General features: G+C 46.5%; 24 protein-coding genes and 2 tRNA genes. 1 reads left to right on the top strand and 25 read right to left on the bottom strand.

Features of this window, described 5'->3' with window-relative positions; translation table 11 throughout:
- Positions 1-66: 66 nt before the first annotated feature.
- The 9 genes from bamC to ICN22_RS06350 form a co-directional block, all read right to left on the bottom strand.
- On the bottom strand, positions 67-1,215 hold the full coding sequence (gene bamC, locus ICN22_RS06390) for an NlpB/DapX family lipoprotein (RefSeq protein WP_216169444.1): 1,149 nt from the start codon (positions 1,213-1,215) through the stop codon (positions 67-69).
- Entirely contained in the window at positions 1,212-2,084 is an 873-nt protein-coding gene (gene dapA / locus ICN22_RS06385; RefSeq protein ID WP_216169823.1) for a 4-hydroxy-tetrahydrodipicolinate synthase, read from the bottom strand. The genes bamC and dapA overlap by 4 nt, the downstream gene beginning before the upstream one ends.
- Before the next feature lie 76 nt (positions 2,085-2,160).
- Positions 2,161-2,715, bottom strand: coding sequence for a class I SAM-dependent methyltransferase (locus ICN22_RS06380; protein WP_216169821.1), 555 nt, complete (start codon positions 2,713-2,715; stop codon positions 2,161-2,163).
- Positions 2,716-2,731: 16 nt separating this feature from the next.
- Positions 2,732-3,934 carry a tryptophan--tRNA ligase gene (locus ICN22_RS06375; protein ID WP_216169443.1) on the bottom strand — a complete coding sequence of 401 codons (1,203 nt, stop codon included), beginning with the start codon at positions 3,932-3,934 and terminating at the stop codon, positions 2,732-2,734.
- A 51-nt stretch (positions 3,935-3,985) separates the two neighbouring features.
- Positions 3,986-4,834, bottom strand: coding sequence for a 3',5'-nucleoside bisphosphate phosphatase (locus ICN22_RS06370; RefSeq protein WP_216169442.1), 849 nt, complete (start codon positions 4,832-4,834; stop codon positions 3,986-3,988).
- Between the two features lie 9 nt (positions 4,835-4,843).
- The gene (gene zapE, locus ICN22_RS06365) at positions 4,844-5,947 is read right to left on the bottom strand and encodes a cell division protein ZapE (RefSeq protein WP_216169441.1); all 1,104 of its coding nucleotides are present in this window, start codon (positions 5,945-5,947) and stop codon (positions 4,844-4,846) included.
- Positions 5,948-7,384, bottom strand: a complete 1,437-nt coding sequence (lpdA, locus tag ICN22_RS06360) for a dihydrolipoyl dehydrogenase (protein WP_216169440.1) — start codon at positions 7,382-7,384, stop codon at positions 5,948-5,950. It abuts the gene before it with no gap.
- A gap of 11 nt (positions 7,385-7,395) precedes the next feature.
- The gene (gene odhB / locus ICN22_RS06355; RefSeq protein WP_216169439.1) at positions 7,396-8,577 is read right to left on the bottom strand and encodes a 2-oxoglutarate dehydrogenase complex dihydrolipoyllysine-residue succinyltransferase; all 1,182 of its coding nucleotides are present in this window, start codon (positions 8,575-8,577) and stop codon (positions 7,396-7,398) included.
- Positions 8,578-8,619: 42 nt separating this feature from the next.
- Positions 8,620-11,475 carry a 2-oxoglutarate dehydrogenase E1 component gene (locus ICN22_RS06350; protein ID WP_216169438.1) on the bottom strand — a complete coding sequence of 952 codons (2,856 nt, stop codon included), beginning with the start codon at positions 11,473-11,475 and terminating at the stop codon, positions 8,620-8,622.
- Between the two features lie 298 nt (positions 11,476-11,773).
- On the opposite strand from ICN22_RS06350, the gene ICN22_RS06345 reads away from it, so the two are divergent.
- A complete protein-coding gene (locus tag ICN22_RS06345; RefSeq protein WP_216169437.1) occupies positions 11,774-12,475 on the top strand; it encodes an excisionase family DNA-binding protein in 702 nt (233 codons plus the stop codon).
- An 89-nt stretch (positions 12,476-12,564) separates the two neighbouring features.
- Here the strand turns inward: ICN22_RS06345 and ICN22_RS06340 are convergent, their stop codons facing one another.
- The 16 genes from ICN22_RS06340 to ICN22_RS06265 all read right to left on the bottom strand — a co-directional run bounded on the left by ICN22_RS06340 (position 12,565) and on the right by ICN22_RS06265 (position 26,610).
- A complete protein-coding gene (locus ICN22_RS06340; RefSeq protein WP_216169436.1) occupies positions 12,565-12,849 on the bottom strand; it encodes an H-NS histone family protein in 285 nt (94 codons plus the stop codon).
- A 203-nt stretch (positions 12,850-13,052) separates the two neighbouring features.
- The gene (locus ICN22_RS06335) at positions 13,053-13,454 is read right to left on the bottom strand and encodes a PaaI family thioesterase (protein ID WP_216169435.1); all 402 of its coding nucleotides are present in this window, start codon (positions 13,452-13,454) and stop codon (positions 13,053-13,055) included.
- A 22-nt stretch (positions 13,455-13,476) separates the two neighbouring features.
- Positions 13,477-13,553: transfer RNA gene (locus ICN22_RS06330), tRNA-Pro, on the bottom strand.
- A gap of 25 nt (positions 13,554-13,578) precedes the next feature.
- The gene (locus ICN22_RS06325; protein WP_216169819.1) at positions 13,579-13,929 is read right to left on the bottom strand and encodes a MerR family transcriptional regulator; all 351 of its coding nucleotides are present in this window, start codon (positions 13,927-13,929) and stop codon (positions 13,579-13,581) included.
- Positions 13,907-14,230: an integration host factor subunit alpha gene (locus ICN22_RS06320; RefSeq protein WP_216169434.1), complete on the bottom strand. Its 324-nt coding sequence runs from the start codon at positions 14,228-14,230 to the stop codon at positions 13,907-13,909. The genes ICN22_RS06325 and ICN22_RS06320 overlap by 23 nt, the downstream gene beginning before the upstream one ends.
- A gap of 42 nt (positions 14,231-14,272) precedes the next feature.
- Positions 14,273-16,744, bottom strand: a complete 2,472-nt coding sequence (gene pheT / locus ICN22_RS06315) for a phenylalanine--tRNA ligase subunit beta (protein ID WP_216169433.1) — start codon at positions 16,742-16,744, stop codon at positions 14,273-14,275.
- A gap of 31 nt (positions 16,745-16,775) precedes the next feature.
- Positions 16,776-17,822, bottom strand: coding sequence for a phenylalanine--tRNA ligase subunit alpha (gene pheS, locus ICN22_RS06310; RefSeq protein ID WP_216169432.1), 1,047 nt, complete (start codon positions 17,820-17,822; stop codon positions 16,776-16,778).
- A 28-nt stretch (positions 17,823-17,850) separates the two neighbouring features.
- Entirely contained in the window at positions 17,851-18,216 is a 366-nt protein-coding gene (gene rplT, locus ICN22_RS06305; protein ID WP_216169431.1) for a 50S ribosomal protein L20, read from the bottom strand.
- A gap of 25 nt (positions 18,217-18,241) precedes the next feature.
- The gene (gene rpmI / locus ICN22_RS06300; RefSeq protein ID WP_046330084.1) at positions 18,242-18,439 is read right to left on the bottom strand and encodes a 50S ribosomal protein L35; all 198 of its coding nucleotides are present in this window, start codon (positions 18,437-18,439) and stop codon (positions 18,242-18,244) included.
- Positions 18,440-18,556: 117 nt separating this feature from the next.
- Complete coding sequence (gene infC, locus ICN22_RS06295) at positions 18,557-19,123, bottom strand: translation initiation factor IF-3 (RefSeq protein WP_439650987.1); 567 nt, start codon at positions 19,121-19,123, stop codon at positions 18,557-18,559.
- Between the two features lie 33 nt (positions 19,124-19,156).
- Positions 19,157-21,079: a threonine--tRNA ligase gene (gene thrS / locus ICN22_RS06290; protein ID WP_216169430.1), complete on the bottom strand. Its 1,923-nt coding sequence runs from the start codon at positions 21,077-21,079 to the stop codon at positions 19,157-19,159.
- A gap of 113 nt (positions 21,080-21,192) precedes the next feature.
- A tRNA-Val gene (locus ICN22_RS06285) sits at positions 21,193-21,269 on the bottom strand.
- A gap of 19 nt (positions 21,270-21,288) precedes the next feature.
- Positions 21,289-23,310 carry a RelA/SpoT family protein gene (locus ICN22_RS06280; protein ID WP_216169429.1) on the bottom strand — a complete coding sequence of 674 codons (2,022 nt, stop codon included), beginning with the start codon at positions 23,308-23,310 and terminating at the stop codon, positions 21,289-21,291.
- Positions 23,311-23,325: 15 nt separating this feature from the next.
- Positions 23,326-25,146: an alpha/beta fold hydrolase gene (locus ICN22_RS11190; protein WP_216169428.1), complete on the bottom strand. Its 1,821-nt coding sequence runs from the start codon at positions 25,144-25,146 to the stop codon at positions 23,326-23,328.
- 65 nt (positions 25,147-25,211) lie between these two features.
- Positions 25,212-25,862 carry a CoA transferase subunit B gene (locus ICN22_RS06270; protein ID WP_216169427.1) on the bottom strand — a complete coding sequence of 217 codons (651 nt, stop codon included), beginning with the start codon at positions 25,860-25,862 and terminating at the stop codon, positions 25,212-25,214.
- A 49-nt stretch (positions 25,863-25,911) separates the two neighbouring features.
- A complete protein-coding gene (locus tag ICN22_RS06265; protein ID WP_216169426.1) occupies positions 25,912-26,610 on the bottom strand; it encodes a CoA transferase subunit A in 699 nt (232 codons plus the stop codon).
- Positions 26,611-26,648: the final 38 nt, after the last annotated feature.

Below are 26,648 nucleotides of genomic sequence, written 5' to 3'. Positions count from 1 at the left end.
TCGTTGAAGAAAAAAAGCCGCTGAGAAGCGGCTTTTTTATTAACTCAGTTTTCTTAGCTTCAATACCTATCTAAGCATTTGCTCCGTCAACAGCGTTAAGAGTTGTAATCCAGCAGCTGTATTTTCAGGCTTACCATCTGCATTCTGAACGTACACACTTGAAGAACTATCACCAGTCGATTTGACCACCACGAGGTATTTCTTAGCCTTCAAGCTTGAGTCGTCTTTGCTACTAAACAAGTTAGTGAAAAATCCTTTGGTATCACCCAAATCTTTAGGATTTACATAACGTACATAGTAAACCCCATTCGCACGATTGCGATCTTCAACGGTAAAGTTCGAACGATCTAAGGCAAGTCCGGTATCACGCCATGCGCGATCGAAGCCCGCTGCCATCTCGATATAGGCTGTATTTACGCCCTCTTGAACTAATTTCGCCTTAGGTGTCTTTGGACCGAGTGGCGCTGCAACTTGAGCCCTTGCCATTTCTTGAGTCATACCCAAGCGCTCCATCAAGCGTGCCAAAAATACTGCTTCGAGCTCAGGATCATTTGGACGTGCAGTCCAGATAGTCGATATACAAGCACCAGTACTATCGGTTGTACATTTTTCAATCGCACCACGTTGAGTAATGTAGATTTCTGTTTCTCCAGGTTTACTCACTTCAAGACGGGTTTTGTATTTATCGCGCTCACCAGTGTCATAAATTGAATCTAAGGCGCCGCCAATAATATTGCGAATAAAGTCTTGTGCGATCTTAGCGCGGTTCTCAGCCCAATCAGTTTCCATAATGCCGGTAGAGGGTGAGTCGATTACCAGCAGGAAACCATTCTCTTGCCAGAAATCTTTAATTTGTGGATAGAGCTCTGGAGCTGGCTTTTCTACAACCAGCCAACGACGCTCACCATCACGAGCAATACGCATACCCGGAATGCCGGTCATCACGTTCTTGCGAGTCTGTACCGATTTTTTTACCGCAGCGTTGTACTCAGACATGGTGGCAGCACCATCCTGAACGATATAACGACGATCCGCTTGAGCGGTAATCAGGTCTGGCGGATAAGACAAATTAGGCCCACGCACAGCACCAGCAGATTTGTAGTCAACAGTGTCATTCGTTGTTACAGATTTACAGCCAAGCAAAACAATGCTGACTAAAGAAAGCATTAATAGAGTTGCACAGTATTGGCGCAAGAGTTGCATCGAATTCATCATAGTAAGCCAGCCTGTTTTAATGCAGTTTTCAAAGGTTCGCGCAAGGCAACACTCAAAGGGGTTAAAGGTAATCGAATGCCTGAGGTCACTTTACCCATTTGATGTAGGGCCCATTTCACAGGAATCGGATTTGCCTCAGTGAACATGGCTTTATGAACAGCCAGCAATTGATATTGAATTTCGCGTGTCTTGACTACATCATCGGACATGGCAGCCTGACATAGCTCGTGCATCAAACGGGGTGCGATATTAGCCGTTACAGAAATATTACCCTTGCCACCCATGAGCATCAGCATTGCTGCACTAAGATCATCGCCAGAAAATACAGAAAAGTCTTGGTGTCCAGCACGCTGGAGATCAGCTAGCAACAAAGTGCCGCGCTCAATACTTCCGGTAGCATCTTTGATGCCGATGATGCCCGGAACTCCTGCTAGGCGAACAGTCGTCTCGCCAGCAAGATCAGCAACAGTTCTACCGGGAACGTTGTACAGAATTACAGGCAGATCAACCGACTCTGCAATCTTCTTAAAGTGAGCATACATACCCTCTTGAGTTGGCTTGTTATAGTAAGGCACCACCTGCAGGCTGGCATCAGCACCAACCGACTTGGCAAATTTGGTTAACTCGATTGCCTCAGTAGTGGAATTACCACCAGTGCCAGCAATCACTGGGATACGCCCAGCAATATGCTCAACAGTCACTTTAATCAGCTCACAATGTTCTTCTACAGATACCGTGGGAGACTCACCACTGGTACCAACTATGACAATGCCATCAGAACCTTCAGCGACATGCCAATCTAACAAGGAACGTAAAGCCGAAAAATCCAGACTTCCATCCTCGAGCATCGGCGTCACAATGGCAGGCATACTGCCTGCGATAGGCTTTTTACTGACTTTGGATTGTGTTGTATTAGTCACTGAATGTGTCTGAATTTTCTGAATGTTAACCAGCAAATTGTAACGGAATGCACCCTTTTAAATGCCCTTTTACGGCACAAACCCGCTGAACCATTGCTGGTTTAGGTTGATCGAGGTAAATATCCTCGTAGGCAATCACTTTCAGGCCTGAACGCTGTGCCAAAGCCAGCAATTCCCCTGCATTTAGCAAAAAGTTGGGGTTTGAAGGTTTACCGAATGCCGCATTCCCATCGGCAAAGGTCTCATAGATGAGGACACCATCCTCAGATAGCATTTTGGGTAATTCTTCTAAAAATGGACGATAAAGATAGTTTGTCACCACAATGCCTGAAAACTGCTGGCCTACTAAGGGCCAATCTGAACCCTCTAGATCGAGTTTTTGGATTTGGACAGCATCACTTTTCAGGGGCTCAATAACCGAAATATCTTGGTCAACAGCCAAAATCCGGCGCCCTAAAGAAGCCAGCAAGGCAGTATGCCGACCTGAGCCACAGGCCAGGTCAAGAACTACCCCATCAGTCGGAATTGCTGTAGCAAAACGCTTCACCCAAGGCGAAGCATTTGCGATTGCATCATGCATTGCAGTCAAGATTGCCTTAGTCGTAAGCCAAGCCCATGGACTCTCGGACCTCGCGCATGGTTTCTTGAGCAACCTTACGCGCTTTATCTGAACCATCAGCAATGATGGAGCGCAATAAGCTTGGATCGTCTAAGTATTTCTGGGCACGCTCAAACATGGGCTGCTGTTGGGCAAGAATGGCATCAATCACGGGTTGCTTGCACTCTAAGCAGCCAATACCTGCAGATTGACATTCTTTTTGAACCCAAGTTTTAGTGTCTTCGTTTGAGTACACCGTATGGAGTTGCCACACAGGACAACGCGCAGGATCACCTGGATCGGTTCTACGCACCCTGGCAGGATCGGTTGGCATAGTGCGAATAGAGCGAATGACTTCTTCAGGCTTTTCGCGAATACTGATCGTATTACCGTAAGACTTCGACATCTTTTGACCATCAATACCCGGCATGCGGGATGCCGAAGTTAACAAAGCTTGTGGCTCTGGCAGAATAATTTTGCGAGCACCTTCTAAAAAACCAAACAGTCTTTCGCGATCAGCCATCGACAAACTTTGCGCTTCTTGTAATAGTGCTTGAGCTTGCTCCAGAGCCTCTTCATCGCCCCGCTCCTGAAAAGCGACACGCAGTTCAGCGTACATTTTGGCGCGCTTACTACCTAGTTTTTTCACCGCCTCTAAGGCCTTCTCTTCAAAACCAGGCTCACGACCATAGAGATAATTAAAGCGACGCGCTACTTCACGAGTCATCTCTACGTGCGGCACTTGGTCCTCGCCTACTGGCACATATTGAGCGCGGTACATCAAAATATCAGCTGCTTGAAGCAAGGGGTAGCCTAAGAAACCGTAAGTCTGTAAATCTTTCTCTTTGAGTTTTTCGATTTGATCTTTATATGTTGGCACGCGCTCCAACCAACCCAAAGGAGTACCCATCGCCAGCAATAAAAATAGCTCTGCATGCTCAGGCACTTTGCTCTGAATAAATAAAGTTGCTTGGTTTGGATCAACGCCACATGCTAACCAATCAATCACCATATCCCAGACTGATTTCTCAATCACATCCGGAGTTTCATAGTGAGTAGTTAAGGCGTGCCAGTCTGCGACAAAAAAATAGCAGGGATACTCGGACTGTAAGCGAACCCAGTTCTTTAAAACGCCATGGTAATGGCCGAGGTGCAAGCTACCAGTTGGTCGCATGCCAGAGAGAACGCGTTCTGCAAACATCTTGATCTTTATTCTTTAAGGGTAATTGAATAGGTTGAGTATGAAGGCCGTTTAATGAAACAGCGACCATACTGGAGTCAAATGATCCGGCAAATCAGGCAAGGTACCAAGATCAATATAACTTTCCTCTGGGTCATGAAAATCGGATCCACGAGAAGCTAAAAATCCATAATGCTGAGCAATCTTGCCATAGGTTTGATATTGATTCGGGCTATGACTGCCGGTAATGACCTCAATAGCCATGCCACCGATTTCTTTAAAGTGCTTGTAGAGTTCATCCATCTGTATATCGTTCAGCTTGTAACGACCAGGATGTGCAATCACAGCAGCGCCCCCCGCCCCTTTAATCCAGGCAACCGCATCATCTAGCGTTGCCCAGAGATGCGGTACGTAACCTGGCTTATCTTCAACCAGGTATCTTTTAAAGACCTGGTCGGTATCTTTGCAAATACCCTGCTCCACCAGAAAGCGAGCGAAGTGTGTACGAGAAATCAGTTCTTGGTTACCCGCAAAAAGCAATGCACCTTCATAGGCGCCAGGTATCCCAGCTTTCAATAATTGTTCAGCCATCTGCTTCGCGCGATTACCGCGACCTTCGCGGGTACGGCGCAAGCCTTCTAAAATTCCTGCATGGCCAGCATCAATACCTAGACCAACAATATGAATAGTTTGTCCCATCCAAGTTACTGAAATTTCGACTCCAGGTAGATAGTCCATACCCAGTGCGCTTGCAGCAATCTGTGCCCTCGCTTGGCCACCAAGCTCATCGTGATCGGTCAATGCCCATAAACGCACACCGTTAGCATAGGCGCGTTCAGCCAACTGCTCAGGCGTGAGTGTTCCATCAGAAACAACGGAATGGCAGTGTAAATCTGCGTTTAGGCTGGAATTGCTAATCATGACCCTATTTTAGGTCAAGCTGGTGTCAATTACCCGGCGAGGTGCATCCAGGTAATCACGAGATTGCATCTCAATTAAACGAGAAACCGTTCTGGAGAACTCACTGGTAATCTGGCCCTCGGTATATAAATCGACCGCCGGGACCTCTGCAGAGATGATTAATTTGATTTTATGGTCATAGAGGACGTCAATTAGCCAAATAAAGCGGCGGGCTTCATTGGTCATTCTAGGGGGCATATAAGGCACCCCAGACAAAATTACCGTATGAAACTGCTTGGCAATCTCCAAATAGTCATTTTGTGACCTTGGGCCGCAGCATAAGGTTTGAAAATCAAACCAAACCACCCCTTCGGCCATATGTACGGGCCTTAGCTCTCGAGATTCAATCCGCAACACCGGACGGATAGTCTCTTTTTGATTGCCGATTAAGGTTTGAAACATCTGCATCAAGATCGCATGCGTTGTGGCGTTCACTGGAGTGATGTAGGCCTGAACTTGAGCCATTTGTATGCGCCGATAGTCATGTCCATCATCAACATTCATCACATCGAGCTGCTCTTCCAATAGCTTAATGGCTGGCAGCAAGCGATCACGATGTAAGCCGTTGGGATAAAGCTGGTCAGGCTGATAATTTGAGGTCATCACAAACTGGACACGATCTTCGAAGAGTGCGCTTAGCAAGCGATACAAAATCATGGCATCGGCAATGTCATTAATATGAAACTCATCAAAACAGATGAGCCGGTATCTATTGGCAATTCTTTTAGCAAGCTCATCCAGTGGATCTGCCATACCAGAGAGCTCATGAAGCTCGCGATGCACTTCTCGCATAAATTCATGAAAATGAATACGGATCTTTTTCTCTAGGGGAGATGCAGCAAAAAAGATGTCCATCAAAAAGGATTTGCCGCGACCGACTCCGCCCCATAAGTAGACGCCACGAGGGAGTTTTGGTTTAAAGAGTTTCTTTTTTAAACCACTGTTACGAATTTCTTTGTAAGCAACCCACTCATCTTCGCAGCGCTGCAAACGCTCAATAGCAGCAAGCTGCGCGGGATCGCTTTGATACCCGCGTGCCTTTAACTCTTGATGGTAGTACTCTAATGCTTTCAATTACATATTTAATGCACGTTTATCCGTCGCCAATGCTGCCTCGCGAACCACTTCCGATAGGCTTGGATGTGGATGACAGATACGCGCAATATCTTCAGCTGCTGCTTTAAATTCCATGGCTACGGCCGCTTCAGCAATTAAGTCAGAAGCATTTGGTCCAATGATGTGAACGCCTAAGATTTCATCTGTTTTTTCATCTGCTAAGACTTTGACAAAACCATCAGCACGATCCATACCTAATGCACGACCATTGGCTGCAAATGGGAACTGACCTGCTTTGTAGGGAATGCCAGCCTGTTTAAGCTGCTCTTCTGTTCTACCAACCCAAGCAATCTCAGGATCGGTGTAGATCACCCAAGGAATACAGTTGTAATCAATATGCGGTTTTTGACCAGCAATGGTTTCAGCAACAAGGACGCCTTCGTCTTCAGCCTTATGAGCCAACATCGGCCCACGCACGACATCGCCCACAGCGTATACGCCAGGCGCCGCTGTTGCACAGGTATGGTCATCAACTGGAATGAATCCACGCTCATCCACTTTCAGACCAATCTTATCGAGACCTAGTTTGTCCGTATTGGGAACCCGGCCAACAGAAACAATTAAACGATCGCACTCTAATTTCTGAGCCTTGGCTTCACTATCGGTGTAGTTCACTACAACACCTTTTTTATCTGCCTTCACTTCACCAATTTTGACGCCCATATTGATTTTGAGGCCTTGCTTGGTGAAGATCTTGTGCGCTTCTTTTGCAATACCCTGATCACATGCACCCAAGAAAGTGGGGAGCGCCTCCAGAATCGTCACATCAGAACCAACGCGACGCCATACAGAGCCGAGCTCTAGGCCGATTACACCAGCGCCGATCACGCCAAGTTTCTTCGGAATGGAATCAAACTTGAGACCACCTTCGTTATCGCTAATCAACACGTTATCAACAGGAATGCCTGGCAAATGACGCGCCTTAGATCCAGTAGCAATGATGACGTTTTTAGCAGTAACTACTTCTTTATCTTTACCGTCAATTTTGACATGATAACCATCAGCCCCCTTAGCTTGAAAAGACGCATGGCCTTTTAACAAGGTAATTTTGTTTTTACGAAATAAGAACTGAATACCAGCGGTCATCTTGGTTACGATCGCATCTTTACGAGCGATCATCTTGTCGGAGTCTAACTTCACCGATCCAACAGTAATGCCGTGGTCTGCTAGGTGATGACTGACTTTCTCAAACTCTTCAGAAGAGGCCAGCAAAGCTTTAGACGGAATGCAGCCGACGTTCAGGCAAGTTCCGCCAAGGCGTATTTCACCCTTTGGATCGTCAAAAGAATTGGATTCAGCGCAGGCAACTTTAAAGCCGAGTTGCGCTGCACGGATCGCAGCGATGTAACCACCAGGGCCACCGCCGATTACCACTACGTCAAATGATTGGCTCATGCTCTTCTCTCTTAAAGGTCAAGGAGAAGGCGTGAAGGATCTTCCAATGCATCCTTCATAGCGACTAAACCAAGCACTGCCTCACGACCGTCAATAATGCGGTGGTCATATGACAAAGCTAGGTAGTTAATCGGACGAATCACAATTTGGCCGTTCTCAACCACTGCACGTTCTTTAGTAGCATGAATGCCCAAGATCGCAGACTGTGGAGGGTTAATGATTGGGGTAGAAAGCATCGAACCGAACACGCCACCATTAGAGATGGAGAATGTGCCGCCGGTTAAATCTTCCAATGACAACTTACCTTCGCGAGCCTTTACACCAAACTCTGCAATCTTCTTCTCAATATCAGCCAAGTTCATTTGATCCACGTCACGCAGAATTGGAACCACCAAGCCACGTGGTGAACTCACTGCAATACCAATATCAAAGTAACCGTGATACACGATGTCATTGCCGTCAACTGATGCATTCAACAATGGGAATTTCTTCAAAGCATGTGTGGCCGCTTTAACAAAGAAGGACATGAAGCCTAACTTCACGCCATGCACTTTTTCAAACTGATCTTTGTACTTATTACGCATAGCGATTACTGGAGCCATGTTGACTTCGTTAAAAGTTGTCAAAATGGCGTTATTCGCCTGGGACTCCAACAAACGCTCAGCAATACGGGCCCGCAAGCGACTCATTGGTACGCGCTCTTCTGGACGATTACCCAGCGGAATTGGTGCGCTTGGCAATGCAGCAGAAGATGAACCCCCAGCGACAGCATTCAGTGCATCACCTTTAGTCACACGACCATCACGTCCAGAGCCTGGAACTTGGCCAGCGGTCATATTATTTTCAGCCAAAATTTTTGCTGCGGAAGGTGCAGCAGCAGATGATTTTGCTGCGGGCGCAGCTTTAGCTGGCGCAGCAGCTGGAGCGGCGGCTGGAGCTGCAGCAGCAACAGCCGCACTATCAATCTTCGCAATCAACTGCTCAGCAATTACCGTGCCACCATCAGCAATCAGGATTTCTGTAATAACACCAGCAGAAGGCGAAGGAACTTCCAGTACGACTTTGTCGGTTTCAATTTCAATCAAGATCTCATCTTGACCGACAGCATCGCCTACTTTCTTTTTCCATTGCAATAAAGTTGCTTCTGCAACTGACTCGGAGAGTTGGGGAACTTTAACTTCAAAAATAGCCATGATTAATCCTATTTAGTATTTATACGTGAGTGAGGTCTACGATTACTTCGTAATGACATAACCCTTAAGTTTTGCGAATGCTGTATTGAGAAGTGACTTCTGTTGTTCTTGATGAAGATGGGCGTAACCACAAGCTGGTGAGGCAGAAGCAGGACGGCCTGCATAAGCCAACTTCATACCCTCAGACATATTCTCCAAAATATTATGCTGAACAAAGAACCAAGCCCCCTGGTTTTGTGGCTCATCTTGACACCAAACTACCTCTTCTAAATTTGGATATTTCTTTAACTCAACAGTCAACGCTTTGTGCGGGAATGGATAGAGCTGCTCCAAACGAATAATCGCAACATCCTCTAGTTTTTTCTCGGTACGTACTTTGGCTAAGTCGTAATAGACTTTTCCAGAACACATGATTAATCGATTGACCTTTTTGCCATCGATGCTCTCATCGCGCTCTCCAAGAATGGTATGAAAACCACCCTTTGTAAACTCAGACAATGGCGAAGCAGCTTCTTTATTACGTAACAATGATTTTGGAGTCATCAAGATCAGCGGCTTACGGAACTGACGAATCATTTGGCGACGTAAGACGTGGAAGATCTGCGATGCGGTCGTTGGCTGAATCACTTGCATATTAGTATCAGCGCATAACTGCATAAAGCGCTCTAAACGTGCGGATGAGTGCTCCGGACCTTGGCCCTCATAGCCGTGAGGCAACATCATGACTAAGCCGTTTGCACGACCCCACTTCACTTCTCCTGAAGCGATAAATTGATCGATCACCACTTGAGCACCGTTCGCAAAGTCGCCGAACTGGGCTTCCCAAATAGTCAGTGTATTTGGCTCAGCAGCAGCGTAACCATACTCAAAACCAAGCACAGCCTCTTCAGAGAGGATCGAATCAATCACTAAAAAAGGAGCTTGATCTTTGGCGATATGGCGCAGAGGAATGTAGACACCGGTATCCCATTTTTCGCGGTTTTGATTATGCAAAACAGCATGGCGATGAGTGAAGGTACCGCGGCCACTATCCTCGCCGGATAACCGAACTGGATAACCGCTCGCCACTAGAGATGCGAAAGCCATATGCTCACCCATACCCCAGTCAACATTGGTTTCACCACGGCCCATGGCAGCACGATCTTTTAAGACCTTTTCAACCAATGGGTGAACCTTGAATCCTTCTCGAGCAGTAGACACTCGCTCGGCTAATCGCTTCCACTCGGTCAAAGGAATGGCAGTATCAGCCTCATCGGTCCAACGCTTATTCAGAAATGGAGACCAGTCAACCGCAAACTTACCTTTGAAGTTACTGAGTACGGGGTCAGAAGTCTGCTTACCAGCATCCATCGCCGCGCGATACTCTTTCACCATCAATTCACCGGTGCCGGCAGGCAATACACCTTGAGCCTCTAATTTATCCGCATATAACTTGCGTGTACCTGGGTGAGCCGCGATGATTTTGTACATTAATGGCTGGGTCATTGCTGGAGTATCTTGCTCGTTATGACCCAGCTTTCTGAAGCAAACAATATCAATAGCAACGTCTTTGTGGAACTGTGTACGGAATTCAACAGCGAGCTTGGTAGCCAGAACAACGGCCTCAGGATCATCTCCGTTCACGTGCAATACAGGCGCATCAATCACCTTCATGATATCTGTGCAATACAAGCTAGAGCGCAAATCACGAGGATCAGATGTAGTGAAACCGATCTGATTATTAATCACGATATGAATCGTGCCACCAGTGTAATAGCCGCGAACCTCTGCCATTGCCAAGGTTTCTTGCATCACGCCTTGACCTGCAATGGCTGCATCGCCATGCACTAATACTGGCAACACTTGCTCACCCAACATATCGCCACGACGCTCCATACGAGCGCGTGCAGAACCCTCTACTACTGGGTTCACGATTTCTAAATGAGAGGGATTAAATGCAAGTGATAAATGAACGGGTCCCGCTGGAGTAGAAATATCGCTCGAGAAACCCTGGTGATACTTCACATCACCCGCAGGCAATGTTTCTGGACCCTTATGCTCAAACTCAGCAAAAAGATCGGAAGGCATTTTTCCTAAAACATTGACCAGGACATTCAGACGGCCACGATGAGCCATGCCAATCACAATCTCTTGAACGCCTTTAGAGCCAGACTCACGAATCAACTCATCCATACAGGCAATAAAGCTCTCGCCACCCTCAAGAGAGAAACGCTTTTGACCTACATACTTTGCTTGCAGATAGCGCTCCAAACCCTCTGCCGAAGTAATGCGATCTAAAATATGTCGCTTCTCATCCATATTAAATCTTGGAGTCGAACGAATGGACTCTAATTTTTCTTGCCACCATTTTTTGATGGTCTGGTCAGCAATAAACATGTACTCAGCACCCAAGGTGCCACAGTAAGTTTGGCGCAATGCTTGCAGCAAATCACGCAAGGTCATTTCGTTACGACCAAAGAAAGTATTACTAGTATTGAAGACGATATCCATATCGCCATCACTAAAGCCATAAAAAGCCGGATCTAACTCTGGAATATCCTTGCGCTCAATTCGCTTCAAGGGATCAATATCGGCCCAGCGGTTACCAACGTTACGATATGCGGCGATTAACTGCTGAACGGCAACGCGTTTGCGCCCCATCTCAGAGTCAGCCGAATCAGAAACAGTTCTGATGGGGCCTTGCTTAGCTCGCTCAGCAAAGGAAGCAACAATGGGTCCATGGGCTACGTCAGATCTAGAAGAGCCATCTGCTGCTGGGACTTGCTTCACATTATCAAAATAATCACGCCAATGATCGGCTACAGAACCTGGATCGTGCAAATAGGATTCGTAGAGTTCCTCTACGTAAGGGGCGTTTCCACCGAAGAGATAAGAGCTATCTCTTTGATCTTGCATCATGATGCTCACCTTTCATCGGGTTTCCCGAATAAAGACTGTGGTTAAAACCATTCGCTCTGCGGCTAAACCACTTTACGAATTGATCTGTGCGAATACTCTTACAACTACACTAATTTAACACGACTACCCATTGATTCATAAAGGACTTTCGCTAATTAGAGGACTTTCAGGGTAATCCTCACCTTTTAAGGGCTGAATAAGAATTTTCCTACTCCGATTTAAACCATACCTGACAGATTCCCCCAGACTTGATTCGTATTCTCTAAATCTCCAAATAAATTAATGAGATTAGGGACATATGAAAGCGATTACCTCAGAATTAGAATATCTAAGCACCCGTCAAAGCGCAAAAGTGCTACAGGTATCACTTGGTACGGTTCAGAAAATGGTTGAATTAGGTGAGTTAATCGCCTGGAAGACGCGTGGGGGTCACCGACGTATCCTGGCAAGCTCTCTAGACCAGCAACTTGCCCGCCGTAAAAGAGCAATGCGCCAAAAGACTACCCAAAACTGTATTGCCATGGGGATATTCAGAAGGGCTGAAAATAGCCATGAATTAATCGAATCTATTCAGTGCTGGCAGTTAAAGGTGGAAATGGAGGTATCTGTAGATAGCCTTGAGGGTCTGATGAAGGCAGTTTCAATTTCCCCCGATCTCATATTCCTAGATGCCCTGATTCCACCAGTCGAGCAGGTGCATCTCATCCATTACTTGAGCAAAAACAGAGATACGCAGCGCATTCCCATTTTGGTAGATGAGGGATTTATTCGCCTTCATCCTGGGGTTATAGGCCTGGCTGATGAAAATACGGTTGGCGTAAAGTCGCGCTACCCTGAAGTACTTCAGGAGGAGCTTGAAAATGGCCTGATTGACCAAAATCCTCTGATTATTGGCTATCCAGCTACTAATCCAGAACTTGAAAATACCTTGGGGGATAAAAATCGCCACGAACTCTTGGAGCCTATATTTATTCAGGCGCTCAATCGAAAGTGTGCCTAGACCTTAAAGCAACTCTATAAAGCTCAAAAGCCGCTCAATTGAATATTGAGCGGCTTTTTTTAAGTAATAAATCTTTTTAAATCAATACTTTAGATCAAGAAGCTACTGCGATCTCTACCTTCGATCCATTTTGGCGCCTTACCGCGACCAGTCCAAGTATCACCATTCGATGGATTGCGGTACTTGGGGGCAACCTTACCGCCAGAACTACGGGCACCAGATTTACGGCTGAATAAGTCTGACGCGCTTAAGTCGTACTGCTCAATAATGAGCTTAGCTTTAGCAATCCCATCAGCCTTTTCACGTAAAACTGCTTCTTTAATCTGTTTATCCAACAATTCACGTTGGGCTAACAACTCTTTATATGATGACATGTTTAATTTATCCAGATAATAGATGGATGGAACAACAAAGGATTTGCTGTTCCTAAAATTCCATTATATCAATATATTAAAAAATAATCATTTATATTCAAAATAGGCTTATAACCTTATGGAAATAAGCCTATATTGCATTAATAAACTAGATAACCAACATAATCGTTATAAATACTATATTTATAATTATAATGTAAATATTACCTTCTCAGCATAAATGTACCGCTAGATTTAGCAGTAACTTCACCGGCCTCATTTAATACTATGGCCTCGCAATAATGAATCGTTTTACCAAACTTCAGAACACTACCCTCCACCACAATCTTGCCAATACTTGGGCGCAGGAAGCTGACGTTCATGTCAATGGTCATGGCGCCAAGTTGCTGGTTCACGGTACTGCGAGCTGCCGCTCCCATCGCAAAGTCCAGTAGGGTCATGACAACACCACCATGAGCAATCTGAAAGCTATTCTCAAATTCTGGTTTGATGACCAAGCTAATGCGCGACTTTCCCGCTTCGGCGTATTCAGGAACAACCCCCAAGTGAGCCAAAAAAGGGATGGTCAATCCAAAATAGGTAGTGTTATTTGAGTTTGATGTCATAGGAAGTAAATGCCAAATTGAATGGTCGGGGCGAGAGGATTTGAACCTCCGACCACATGCACCCCATGCATGTACGCTACCAGGCTGCGCTACGCCCCGACGAGAAGCAAAATTGTATCAGCAACTATTTGGAGAGAATTTGCAGGACAGCCTGCAACTCATCACGCAAGCGAAGCTCGCCGCGAGCCTCATCAAGACGATTGCGGGCACCACTAATCGTGAAACCCTCTTCATATAAAAGCGCCCTAATCTTGCGGATTAAGACAACCTCATGGTGCTGATAGTAACGACGATTACCGCGACGCTTTTGTGGACTTAATTGGGTGAACTCCTGTTCCCAATAGCGCAACACATGAGAACGAACGCCACAAAGATCGGATACCTCACCGATAGTGAAATAACGCTTAGAGGGAATTGGGGGGAGCTGCGAACTCAGCAACACCGACCCAGTATCAAATGCTGTTTTCTCGAGCATGAGACTCAACTACGTCCTTGAGCTTTTGACTTGCATGAAATGTCACAACGCGACGGGCTGCAATTGGAATCATTTGACCAGTTTTTGGATTACGGCCTGGGCGGGCAGATTTATTATGTAACTGGAAATTACCAAATCCAGAAATCTTCACCTCAACACCCGTCTCTAGAGACTTTCCAATACGATCAAAAAAGGCGTCAATCATATCCTTAGCTTCACGCTTATTTAAACCAACTTGATCAAAGAGAGCTTCCGAGAGCTCATTCTTGGTAACGGTATCGTTGCTAACTAAATCATTCATGGCCAAAGTCTCTTCTTACTAGATCTGTTGCTAATATTAAACCTAGCGCAGACGGGCTGCGCAATTTTTTTCGAGTGTCGCTAATAAAGCAGTCATTACCGCTTCAATTTGTGCATCCTGAAGCGTTTCCTGTGGATTGAGCAAAGTCACACGGTAGGCTAGGCTTTTCTCATCATCAGCCATGCTACTAGAACCTGCCTTTGGCTTGAACTCATCAAAGAGCTCAATTGCCTTAACAAAGTTCTGCTTCTTCGCATTCATTGCATCAAGCAAAGTTTGTGCTGAAACAGTCTGCTTCACAACTACAGCCAAATCACGTTGCACTGCAGGAAACTTACTCAACTCTTCCGGCTGCGGAATACCTAAATTGCGAATGGCCTCTAAATCCATTTCAAATAGCACTGGTGCCTGTGGTAACTCGTAAGCCTGTTGCAGTCTAGGATGGAGTTCACCAATCCAGCCAATGTTGAGCTTGCCAGCTGGTGTCACTAACTGAATTTGTGCACTGCGACCAGGATGGAGCGCTGGATGCACGGCTGCCTCAGTTCTGAAATGCAAGGGATCAAGCACGCGCTCCAAATCACCCTTCACGTCAAAGAAATCGACTGCACGATCGGCACTTGCCCACTGCTCCGCTATAAATGAGCCGTAAGCCAAACCGCCAAGCTGCTGCGGCTGATGAAAGCCTGCAACTTTGCCAGCCTCTTCTCGCACGCTAGCATCACGTTTAAATACTCGGCCAGTCTCGAATAAGCGAACACGGCCAGCACCGCGATTCAGATTTGACTTGAGATTACCCAGTAAACCACCCAACAGATTGCTGCGCATGACGCCATATTGATTGGCAATCGGGTTGAGAACAGCAATGAGATCTTTTTCAGTAGCGGCAGCTAAGCGTTGCTCACTCTCAAGATCAGTAAATCCAAAGTTCACTGCCTCTTGATATCCTTGCAGAGCTAGACGCTGGCGCAATAAATGGACTCCACGCTTTGCCTCAGCCCTAACACTCATTTTTAAAGAGGAGACTGGTGGAACATCAGGAATATTTTCAAAGCCGTACATACGTGCGACTTCTTCGATTAAATCTTCTTCAATTTCGATATCAAAGCGATAGCTAGGTGGTGTTACGACAAATACATCACCTGCCTCTTGCTTGAACTCAAAACCGAGACGTTTGAACACGTCAGTAATAATTTGTGCAGTTAGCGGAATACCGATGACTTTCATGACACGTGCTAAACGCAGGCTGACTGGTTTGCGCTCAGGGATAGCCAATACTTGATCATCCATTGGGCCAACTTGGCCACCGCATACTTCAACAATCAGAGCCGTTAAATACTCAAGGCAGTTAGCTGTATTTTGAGGATCAACACCACGCTCAAAGCGATGCGCTGCATCGGTGCTGAAATTAAAGCGACGTGCACGCCCCTGAATTGCTGAAGGCTGCCAATAAGCCGCTTCAACATAAATATTTTTTGTGTCGTCCGTTACTGCGCAGTGATTGCCACCCATAATCCCGGCTAATGCTACGGGACCTGATTGATCGGCAACCACGCCAGCATCTTGAATCTTGCCTGCAGAATCTGGACCTTGCAAAGTAATAGTCTGACCATTCAATAACTCAAGGCTTTCTCCGGACTTTGCCCAACGAACTGATAAGTCACCAGTTAATTTATCAATATCAAATACATGGGTCGGCTGGCCCATTTCTAACATCACATAGTTAGACAAATCGACTAAAGGAGAAATGCTTCTTTGACCTGAGCGAGATAAACGTTGCACGATCCAGTCCGGCGTTTGAGCTTTTGGATTAACACCACGAATCACGCGACCAGCAAAACGACCACAAAGATTGGTGTTTTCAACGCTCACTTTGAGCTTATCCTGTATTGAGACATCTGCAGGAGTCCACTTGGGAGCGCACAATGCAGCACCTGTGATTGCTGACACTTCACGTGCCATACCCATCAGAGATAAACAATCAGCCTTATTGGGTGTTAACTTAATGACAAAGATCTGATCATCTAGGTTTAAGTATTTACGAATATCTTCACCAACTGGTGCATCTACAGGTAACTCCAAAATACCTTCATGATCATCGCCAAGACCCAGCTCGCGACCAGAGCACAACATGCCTTGGCTTTCAACGCCACGTAGTTTGCCTACTTTAATTATGAAGGGCTTATTTGCTGAATTCGCACCCGCTTCAGTTGGCGGTAATTCTGCGCCAACTAATGCACAAGGAATCTTGATGCCAGCCCGTGCATTCGGTGCACCACAGACTATTTGTAATTCTTGACCAGTTCCTGTGTCCACTTTACAAACACGTAAGCGATCTGCATCGGGATGCTGCTCTGCCGAAAGGATTTGTGCGACCACAATCTTCGTAAATGCAGGCGCTACTGAATACTGCTCTTCCACCTCAAGCCCAGCCATCGTCATTGCGTGACCTAAGGCATTACTATCGAGTGAGGGATTGACATACTGGCGTAACCAAGATTCAGAAAATTGCATATGCGCTATCTACTATTAAAAGGTTAGCCGATTAAGCTGGAAATTGCGCTAAGAAACGGAGATCGTTCTCAAAGAAAAGACGTAAATCATCTACGCCGTAACGCAACATCGTCAAACGCTCTAAGCCAGAGCCAAAAGCAAAACCGGTATAGCGCTCTGGATCGATACCCATATTACGCAATACATTTGGATGAACCTGCCCTGCACCAGAAATCTCCAACCAACGGCCAGCTAGCTTGCCGCTACCGAAGGCCATATCGATTTCAGCTGAAGGCTCAGTAAATGGGAAATACGATGGGCGAAAACGAACTTGCAATTCATTCGTTTCAAAAAAGGTTCTGAGGAAATCGGTATATACGCCCTTGAGATCAGCAAAGGAAATGCTCTCAGCAATCCATAAGCCCTCAACCTGATGAAACATTGGCGAATGGGTTGCATCACTATCCACGCGATAGGTTCTACCAGGCGCAATCACTTTGATTGGCGGCATGACATCAGCGTGAGCATATTTCTTGACATGCTCACTCGCATAACGAACCTGAATTGGGCTGGTATGGGTACGCAATAGCAAAGGCTTTCCGTTGGAGTCTTTGCCATCGATATAAAAGGTGTCCTGCATGGAACGTGCAGGATGATTCTCGGGACTATTTAAGGCGGTGAAATTAAACCAATCAGTTTCAATTTCAGGACCATCAGCTACATCAAACCCAATCGAGCGAAAGATCTCTTCAACACGTTCCCAGGTGCGCATCACAGGATGCAAGCTACCTACCGCTTGGCCGCGGCCAGGCAAAGAAACGTCAATTGATTCCGCCGCAAGACGTTGCAACAATACCCCATCAGCCAATGCTTGGCGACGCTCTTGTAATGCAGCTTCTACTTGGGTTTTGATTTGATTAATTTGAGCACCAGCACTCTTACGTTCATCAGGCGACATTCCACCAAGCGCTTTTAAACGCTCAGTGAGAACACCTGACTTACCGAGATACTTGGCTTTCGCGTCCTCTAGAGCTGCCGGATCGGCAGCTCCGAGGAAATCACGTTTAGCATCCTCGACAATGTGGTCGAGAGAAACCATTGCAGCTTAGTTTTTAGTGGACTAAGAATTAAGCTGCGGCGCTTACTACGGATTTGATCCGAGTAACCAAAGCAGCGAAAGCCACCTTGTCAGCAATGGCCATATCAGAAAGCACTTTGCGGTCGAGTTCGATCGCAGCTTTCTTCATACCATTCATGAATACGCTATAGGTCATGTCATGCTGACGAACTGCCGCGTTGATACGAGCAATCCACAATGCGCGGAATACACGTTTCTTATTGCGACGGTCGCGGTATGCATATTGACCAGCACGCATAACTGCTTGCTTAGCAATACGGAATACGTTTTTACGACGTCCACGATAGCCTGTTGCGGCATCGGTGATTTTCTTATGACGGGCTCTTGCTGTAACCCCACGTTTGACTCTTGGCATTTATTTCTCCTAATCTAGTCTGAGGTTAAGCGTATGGAAGCATGGAGCGAATGGACTTAACGTCTGCCTTCGCAACTTCGGTAGTACCACGTAGGTGACGCTTATTCTTTGTGGTCTTCTTGGTGAGGATGTGGCGTTTGAAAGCCTGGCCTCGTTTAATCGTTCCGCCTGCGCGAACCGTGAAGCGCTTTTTGGCGCTACTCTTACTCTTCATCTTGGGCATAAAGCACCCCTTCAATTACTTGTGCAACATAGGTGGTAACCGACGGTTACGCTTCCTGTACCTAGAAGCACTTCTAACTACCAGAGCCCTTATTAATTCTTAGGAACTCCTCCCTACTTAAACAACAAACCCTATCTTGCGATTTGGTTTATTACTTAGCCTTACGAATGGGGTCAATACCATCACCATCTGACGACCTTCCATCTTTGGAAACTGTTCTACTTGACCATGCTCAACCAAGTCTGACTTCAAACGTTCCAACATTCGGACTCCGATTTCTTGGTGAGCCATTTCACGACCCCGAAACCGCAGCGTAATCTTTGTCTTATCGCCGTCTTCCAAAAAGCGGATTAGATTGCGTAGCTTCACACCATAGTCACCATCATCTGTGCCGGGACGGAATTTCACTTCCTTCACCTGAATCACTTTTTGCTTAAGCTTGGCTTCATGCAAACGTTTGGCTTCTTGGTACTTGAATTTGCCGAAGTCCATAATCCGGACTACAGGTGGCACAGCCGTCGGAGCAATTTCAACCAAATCGGTTTCTTTCTCTTCTGCTAAAGCCAGGGCTTCACTCAACTTAACTACACCGATGGGTTCTCCATCCAGTCCAATCAGACGCACTTCAGGAGCAGTAATCTCCCGATTTATGCGCTGCGATTTATCAGTAGCGATCTTCTTAATTCCTTTAAAAAAACAATAAAAACCATTCCACCCCTAGCTAAGCTCGGGTCCGACTTTCTGAGAAATATCCTGCTGGAGTCGGGCAACGAAGGCATCAAGAGGCATAACGCCTAAATCCACTCCGCCACGGGCACGAACGGCCACCGAATTACTTTCTGCTTCTTTATCCCCTACAACTAACAAAAATGGGAGCTTCTGTAATGCGTGCTCGCGTATTTTATACGTAATTTTCTCATTCCGCAAATCCGATTCGACTCTAAACCCTTGTTTTTTCAGAGATTGCTGGACTGTTTGAGCATATGCAGCAGAATTATCGGAGATATTCAGGACTACAGCCTGGGTCGGAGCAAGCCAAACTGGCATATTTCCAGCGTGGTTTTCGATCAAAATGCCAATAAAACGCTCTAAAGAGCCCACAATTGCTCTATGAAGCATCACTGGAGCCTTGCGGGTGTTCTCTTCTGTCACATATTCAGCGCCTAAACGGGCTGGCATTGAGAAATCCACCTGAATCGTGCCGCACTGCCAAGTACGGCCAATCGAGTCTTTGAGGTGATATTCGATCTTCGGACCATAAAAAGCACCCTCACCTGGCAATTCTTCCCATTCTTGGCCTGAGACAGTCAAGGCGCCACGAAGGGCGGCCTCCGCCTTATCCCAAATGGCGTCATCACCAACACGCTTCGCAGGACGCAAGGCCAGCTTAACAGCCACTTCAGTAAAGCCAAAGTCTTCATAGACCTCACGAACCGCCTTATCAAACGCTGCTACTTCAGACTGAATTTGATCTTCAGTACAGAAAATGTGACCATCGTCTTGCGTGAAGCCACGAACGCGCATCAAGCCATGTAAAGCACCTGAGGGTTCGTTGCGATGGCACTGGCCAAACTCGCCGTAACGCAATGGCAACTCGCGATAGCTATGTAAACCTGAGTTAAAAATCTGTACGTGTCCTGGGCAGTTCATCGGCTTTAATGCATAAGCGCGATTCTCCGACTCCGTTGTAAACATATTCTCTTTGTAGTTATCCCAGTGGCCAGACTTTTCCCAAAGGCCACGATCCAAAATTTGGGGAGCCTTCACTTCTTGATAGCCTTCGCGTTGATAAACGCGGCGCATGTACTGTTCAACCTCTTGCCAAATTGACCAACCTTTTGGATGCCAGAAAATTAAACCCGGCGCTTCAGGTTGAAAGTGAAATAAATCTAAGAACTTACCAAGGCGACGGTGGTCACGCTTCTCAGCTTCTTCGAGCATATGCAAATGGGCGTCTTGATCTTCTTTTTTCAACCAAGCTGTACCATAGATCCGTTGCAACATCTCATTCTTACTATCGCCACGCCAGTAGGCACCAGCAACGCTCAGAAGCTTAAATACCTTGAGCTTGCCAGTAGATGGCACATGGGGTCCGCGGCATAAGTCAGTGAACTTCCCTTCTGCATACAAAGACACGTCTTCACCCTGCGGGATGCTAGAAATAATCTCTGCTTTGTAATTTTCGCCTTGATCTTTAAAGAACTTCACGGCTTCATCACGCGGCATTACTGTACGAATCACTAGCTCATCTTTTTTAGCGAGCTCAGCCATTTTCTTTTCAATCGCTAGCAAATCTTCTGGTGTGAACGGGCGATGAAATGAGAAGTCGTAATAAAAACCGTTTTCGATGACCGGGCCAATAGTAACTTGCGCTTCTGGGAATAACTCTTTAACGGCATAGGCTAATAAGTGAGCAGTCGAATGGCGCACAATCTCCAGCGCCTCTGGGCTTTTGTCCGTGATGATGGCTAATTGACTATCTTTGTCGATGACAAAGCTAGCATCAACCATTTTCCCGTCAACAATGCCGCCGAGGGCAGCCTTGGCAAGGCCGCTTCCAATGCTTTGGGCAACATCAAGAACGCGCACGGGAGCCTCGAACTCACGTTTAGATCCATCTGGCAGAGTAACTACAAGCATGACCGCTCCATCTTATTAAGATTCAGCCGAAAGACTGATTTACTACACAACATTCACCAAAAAGAAAGCGCGGGAGCTTTTGGGCAACCGCGCACTTTTGGGTCTTTATTCGTTGGTAGGCTCGATTGGACTCGAACCAACGACCCCCACCATGTCAAGGTGGTGCTCTAACCAGCTGAGCTACGAGCCTATATCAGCCATAGAGTTTATCACCGGCGCCGTACTTGGGTCACTCCTTTGACTTCCTCTAATGCATTTTGGGTGAGTCTCAGGGCTTCCGAGTCTTTAATCTCCACTGTCAACAGTATTTGCGCAAGGCCCCGCTTGGCAGATTTGCGAAGATCAATCACGTGGACACCCTGCCTTGTCAGAATCTCAAATAGCTCGCGCATCAGCTCAGGGCGATCTAGCCCGGTTACCGCTAAATCCGCAGGAAATACGCGCTTAGGATCATTTATGGTGGCTGTTTCAAGCCCAGAATTATTCCAGGCGGTTTGAATAACGCGCTCAGGGGCTCGCTCCAACAAACCTCTAAACGTTTTACAAGAGCGTCGATGAATCGATACACCGCGACCTTGGGTCACAAAACCTGCAATCGCATCGGGTGGAACCGGCCGGCAGCACCGTGCCAACTGGGTCATCAATGAATCTACCCCCACTACCAAAACATCGCCTACCTGACCCTGCTTGCGAGCGCTTTGTTTAAGAATAATTTCTGGGGCTGGAGTAATTACTTTCGTCTCCTTCTTTTGCTCCACCTTGGTGTCAGTGGACTTAGACCCCGCCTCCTCATCATCCAAAGCATTAAACCAAGCGCGAACACGTGTGCGAGCACGCTGTGAGCGTAAGTAATTACGACTTGGGCTAATCCAATCACGTGAGGGACCGCCATGTTTTACGGCGACGATTTCAACTGTTTGACCATTTTGCAATGGCGTGTCTAAAGGCACCATCGCGCCATCTACTCGAGCGCCACGACAGCGGTGACCCAGGTCGGTATGAACTGCGTATGCAAAATCGATAGGCGATGAACCTTTCTCTAATGAGATCACTTTTCCTAATGGAGTGAGCACATAAATATGATCATCGATCTCATGGTGCTTGAGTTGCTCCCAAGCATCTTCTTTCCAGGAAATGAGTTGCCTTGCCCAAGCAATTTGGCGCTCATAGGCAACTGCTGCGCTGTGGGTGCCCGTTTGATGATTAGGATTTGCATCATTGGATTTATTTTTTGGCGGAGTTGCTACGCCGACATAAGCACCCTCTTTGTAACGCCAGTGCGCAGCCAAGCCATACTCAGCCTGTTGATGCATTTCATTGGTACGCACCTGAATCTCAAATGCTGTCCCATGTTCATCCATTACTACAGTATGCAAAGATTGGTAGCCGTTTAGCTTTGGTCTGGCTATGTAATCATCAAATTCACGGGGCACTGGCTGCCAAACGTTATGCACTATTCCTAAAATGGCATAACAGGACTTAACGTCATCTACTAAAACTCTAAAGGCCCTGACGTCATAGAGATTAGCAAAGTCGAGTGACTTGCCCTGCATCTTTTTCCAAATACTATAGATGTGCTTTGGGCGACCCTGGACTTCACCTTCAATGCGGGCAGCATTTAATTCTTCTTTAAGCCTACTCACAATCTGATGAATGAAAGATTCACGCTCAATACGCTTACCATCCAACATCTTGGCGATGTCACGATAGATCTCTGGCGAGAGAACTCGAAAGGCCAAGTCCTCCATCTCCCATTTCATTTGCCAAATACCGAGGCGATTCGCAAGCGATGCATCAATATTCAGAATCTCTTGTGCCCAAGCTTTTTGCATCTCGATTTTTTCTTGATTGATCCAACGCAGCGTTTGCAAGCGCGAAGCAAGATAAATCAAAACGACACGTAAGTCATCACCAAAAGCGAGTAACATTTTTCTGAGCATTTCTTCTTGCCCAGAAATACTCAGACCGCCATCATTGCGCACCAGCTTGGCTTGAGCCTGCCTAAGACCTCGATAGCCAATTAGTAGTCTGGCTGACTCATCGCCAATCAGTTTGGTGAGTGATTCTTTGCCATGGGTACGGGCAATATGATGTGCAGCAGTAAGTGTTGCTTCGTCTAAGTGCAGCAATTTCAGTATGCTGAGAACCCCAGCAGCATGATTTTCAGAGGGCTCGCCATACCATCCATCAATAATTTTGATGCTCTCAGATGCAGAAGAAGCATTTGACATGGATGACTGAAATCCTTAACTAAAGAATTCTTTTGCTAAAGTCACTTGTTCTAACTTCACAAAGGCAGGTGCATGACCCACTTGCGGAATTTCAATACTCCGAATGTAAGGGTTGACCTTGCACATCTCGGCCACAGTTTTAGCTGAAAGTAAATCCGACTCACCGCCACGCACAATCAACATGGGGATATGGATTTGCTTGAAGGCATGCCACATCGCCATCTCTCCAGCCTTTGCCATAATCGGATTGACCGATGCAAACGGCACAGAAATATCTGGGTCGTAGTGCATTACCCAAAGTCCATCCTTTTGTACAAGCATGGGGCCGTTATAAATCTCCCACTCTTCTGGAGTGTGACTGCCAAAAGATGCACAGATCTCATTGAGGCGCTGCAGGGCATCGGCACGATTAGAAAAACTAAAAGGCTGGCCAACATAAGAGCCTAAGCGCTTGATGGCCTCAGGCTCAATGCGTGGACCCACATCATTAATTAACATACGACGAATCGGACTCTTAGGCATTGCGGCATAGACCATACCAATCAAACCACCCATAGAGGTTCCAAACCAATTCACTTGAGTAACGTTAAGCTGTTTAATTAAGCTCGCCATGTCTGCCACGTATTGGGGAACGCCATAGAGCATGGGGTTCTTTAATCGATCCGAATCTCCGCGACCGACCACATCTGGGCAAACAACGTAATAGTCCTGACTCATTGTGTCTGCCAGGGTTTTAAAATCACTTCCCCTGCGTGTTAGACCATGTACACAAACCAATACCTTGGAATTATTAGGATTACCCCAGGCGTGGTAAGCCATACGATGGGGACCATCAGGGCTTGTGCACGTAACGAAGAAGGTATCGCCATCATGAATCACATGCGGCTTTTGAATCTCATCATTCAGGTGCGCGTCATGCGCATGCTCATCAGCCATACCAGGAACTTCTGGCTGCAAGGTCACATGATCAATTCCGTGTTTATCAAGCAGCATCTCATTAATACGTGCCATGATTTCAGGCCATTCGGCAATACGCTCAATTTCAATATGACCAATCAGTGCTGGGAAGCTAGGAGTCATTTCCCAGACGTGCAGATCATGCACTGCCAAAACACCTGGCACCTTTTTTAAATCCTGACCAACCTGTAAATAGTCGATATGTAGAGGTACTCCCTCCATTAGGAAGTGATAGGACTCTTTCAGAATAGAAATAGTGGACTTCAAAATTAAAAGGGAGACTAGGATAGATAAGATGGCATCAATTGGCATCCATCCAGTAAGCTGAATCACGATACCCGCAATTAGAGCAGCTATAGATCCCAGCAAATCACCCATGACATGAACCAAGGCAGCGCGGGTATTGACACTCTTTTTATCGCGCGACAGCACCCATGCCACCACAATATTCATGAGCAGACCAATGGCAGCTACTATCGTGACTGTTAAGCCATCTACCTTATGCGGGTCATAGAAACGACTCACTGCCTCAAACATAATCCATGCGACTAAGGCCAACATCGCAATGCTATTAACAAAAGCCGCTAAGGCCTCGGCTCTTCCGAATCCAAACGAATGTCTTGGTGATGGCGGACGACGGGAAATAATTTGCGCCAACAATGCTAAGCCCAGCGCAGCAGCATCGGTCACCATATGACCAGCATCTGATATCAGCGCTAAAGAATTCGCAAAGTAAGCAGCGGCACCCTCAACTCCTGAAAAACCGAGTGTGAGCACCAAGGCAATAAACAAGAGATTCTGATTAGAGACTTCCTTGCTATGGGTATGCTTAGCATCACCCTGCTTGTGTGCGTGAAGTGAATGATCTACAACGCTCATAAAGGAATCTTTAAAAAAGAAAATGGGGTCATTGACCCCATTATTTCACTATCCAACAAAAAAGGTCAGAAACCTGAGACATCTATAGGGGCACCTGTTTTGGATATGACCTCCTCTTTAGTTACGCCAGGAGCTAACTCCACCAACTTCAAGCCCTTTGGCGTGATGTCGAGAACGCAAAGGTCAGTAATGATGCGGCTAATAACACCCACACCTGTTAGTGGCAGAGTGCACTTCGGCAGAATCTTGATTTCTTCTGTGCCGTCTTTTTTCTTAGCAACGTGCTCCATCAAGACAACCACATGCTTTACGCCAGCAACCAAGTCCATGGCGCCGCCCATACCCTTCACCATCTTGCCGGGGATCATCCAGTTCGCTAAGTCACCATACTCACTGACCTGCATCGCACCTAAAATCGCGATATTAATTTTTCCACCACGAATCATGCCAAAGGAATCTGCAGAAGAGAAAATGGAGGAGCCAGGCAAAGTCGTAATTGTTTGCTTGCCCGCATTAATTAAATCGGCATCAATCGTTTTTTCAGTTGGGAATGGGCCAATACCTAATAGACCGTTCTCAGACTGCAGCCACACTTCCATGCCTTCCGGCACATGATTAGCTACCAAGGTTGGCATGCCAATACCTAAATTGACGTAATAACCATCCTTTAACTCTTTAGCAGCACGTGCTGCCATTTCATCTCTATTCCAAGGCATATCGATCTTCCTAAATATTCTGTACTGTTTTATATGGTGTCTAGGGGTATTAAGCAGCAGACAAAGTGCGTTGCTCAATACGCTTCTCAGGCTTAGCGTTCAGTACCAAACGCTGAACGTAAATACCTGGTGTATGAATCTCATCGGGATCCAATTCGCCGTTCTCCACAATCTCTTCTACTTCAGCAACAGTAATCTTGCCAGCCATGGCTACCACTGGATTGAAGTTGCGAGCCGTAAGGCGATACACCAAATTACCTGACTTATCAGCCTTCCATGCCTTCACGAGTGAGATATCAGAAACGATTGCGCGCTCCATAATGTAGCGCTCACCATCAAACTCTTTTTCTTCTTTGCCCTCAGCTACCAATGTGCCGACACCAGTCTTGGTATAAAAAGCAGGAATGCCGCAACCGCCAGCACGCAACTTCTCAGCTAGGGTTCCTTGCGGAGTAAATTCCAGCTCAAGCTCGCCAGCCAAAAACTGACGCTCAAATTCTTTGTTCTCACCTACATAGGATGCAACCATCCTTTTAACTTGTCTTGAGTTCAGAAGTAAACCTAAACCAAAGCCATCCACCCCAGCGTTATTAGCAATCGCAGTCAGATTTTGCGCGCCAAGGTCCTTAACGGCCTGAATCAAGGCCTCAGGAATCCCGCACAAGCCAAAACCGCCAACAGCAAGTTTTTGGCCATCCTTCAAGATATCCCGCAGGGCATCCACAGCCGATGGATAAGTTTTATTCATAAATTCGTCCTAATATTGCCAAAAAAGGTAAAAAAGTA

The organism is Polynucleobacter bastaniensis (assembly GCF_018882205.1).
Classification (GTDB): Bacteria; Pseudomonadota; Gammaproteobacteria; order Burkholderiales; family Burkholderiaceae; genus Polynucleobacter; species Polynucleobacter bastaniensis.
Note: the sequence above shows the minus strand (reverse complement) of the source record. Positions and strands in the feature narration are given on the sequence as shown.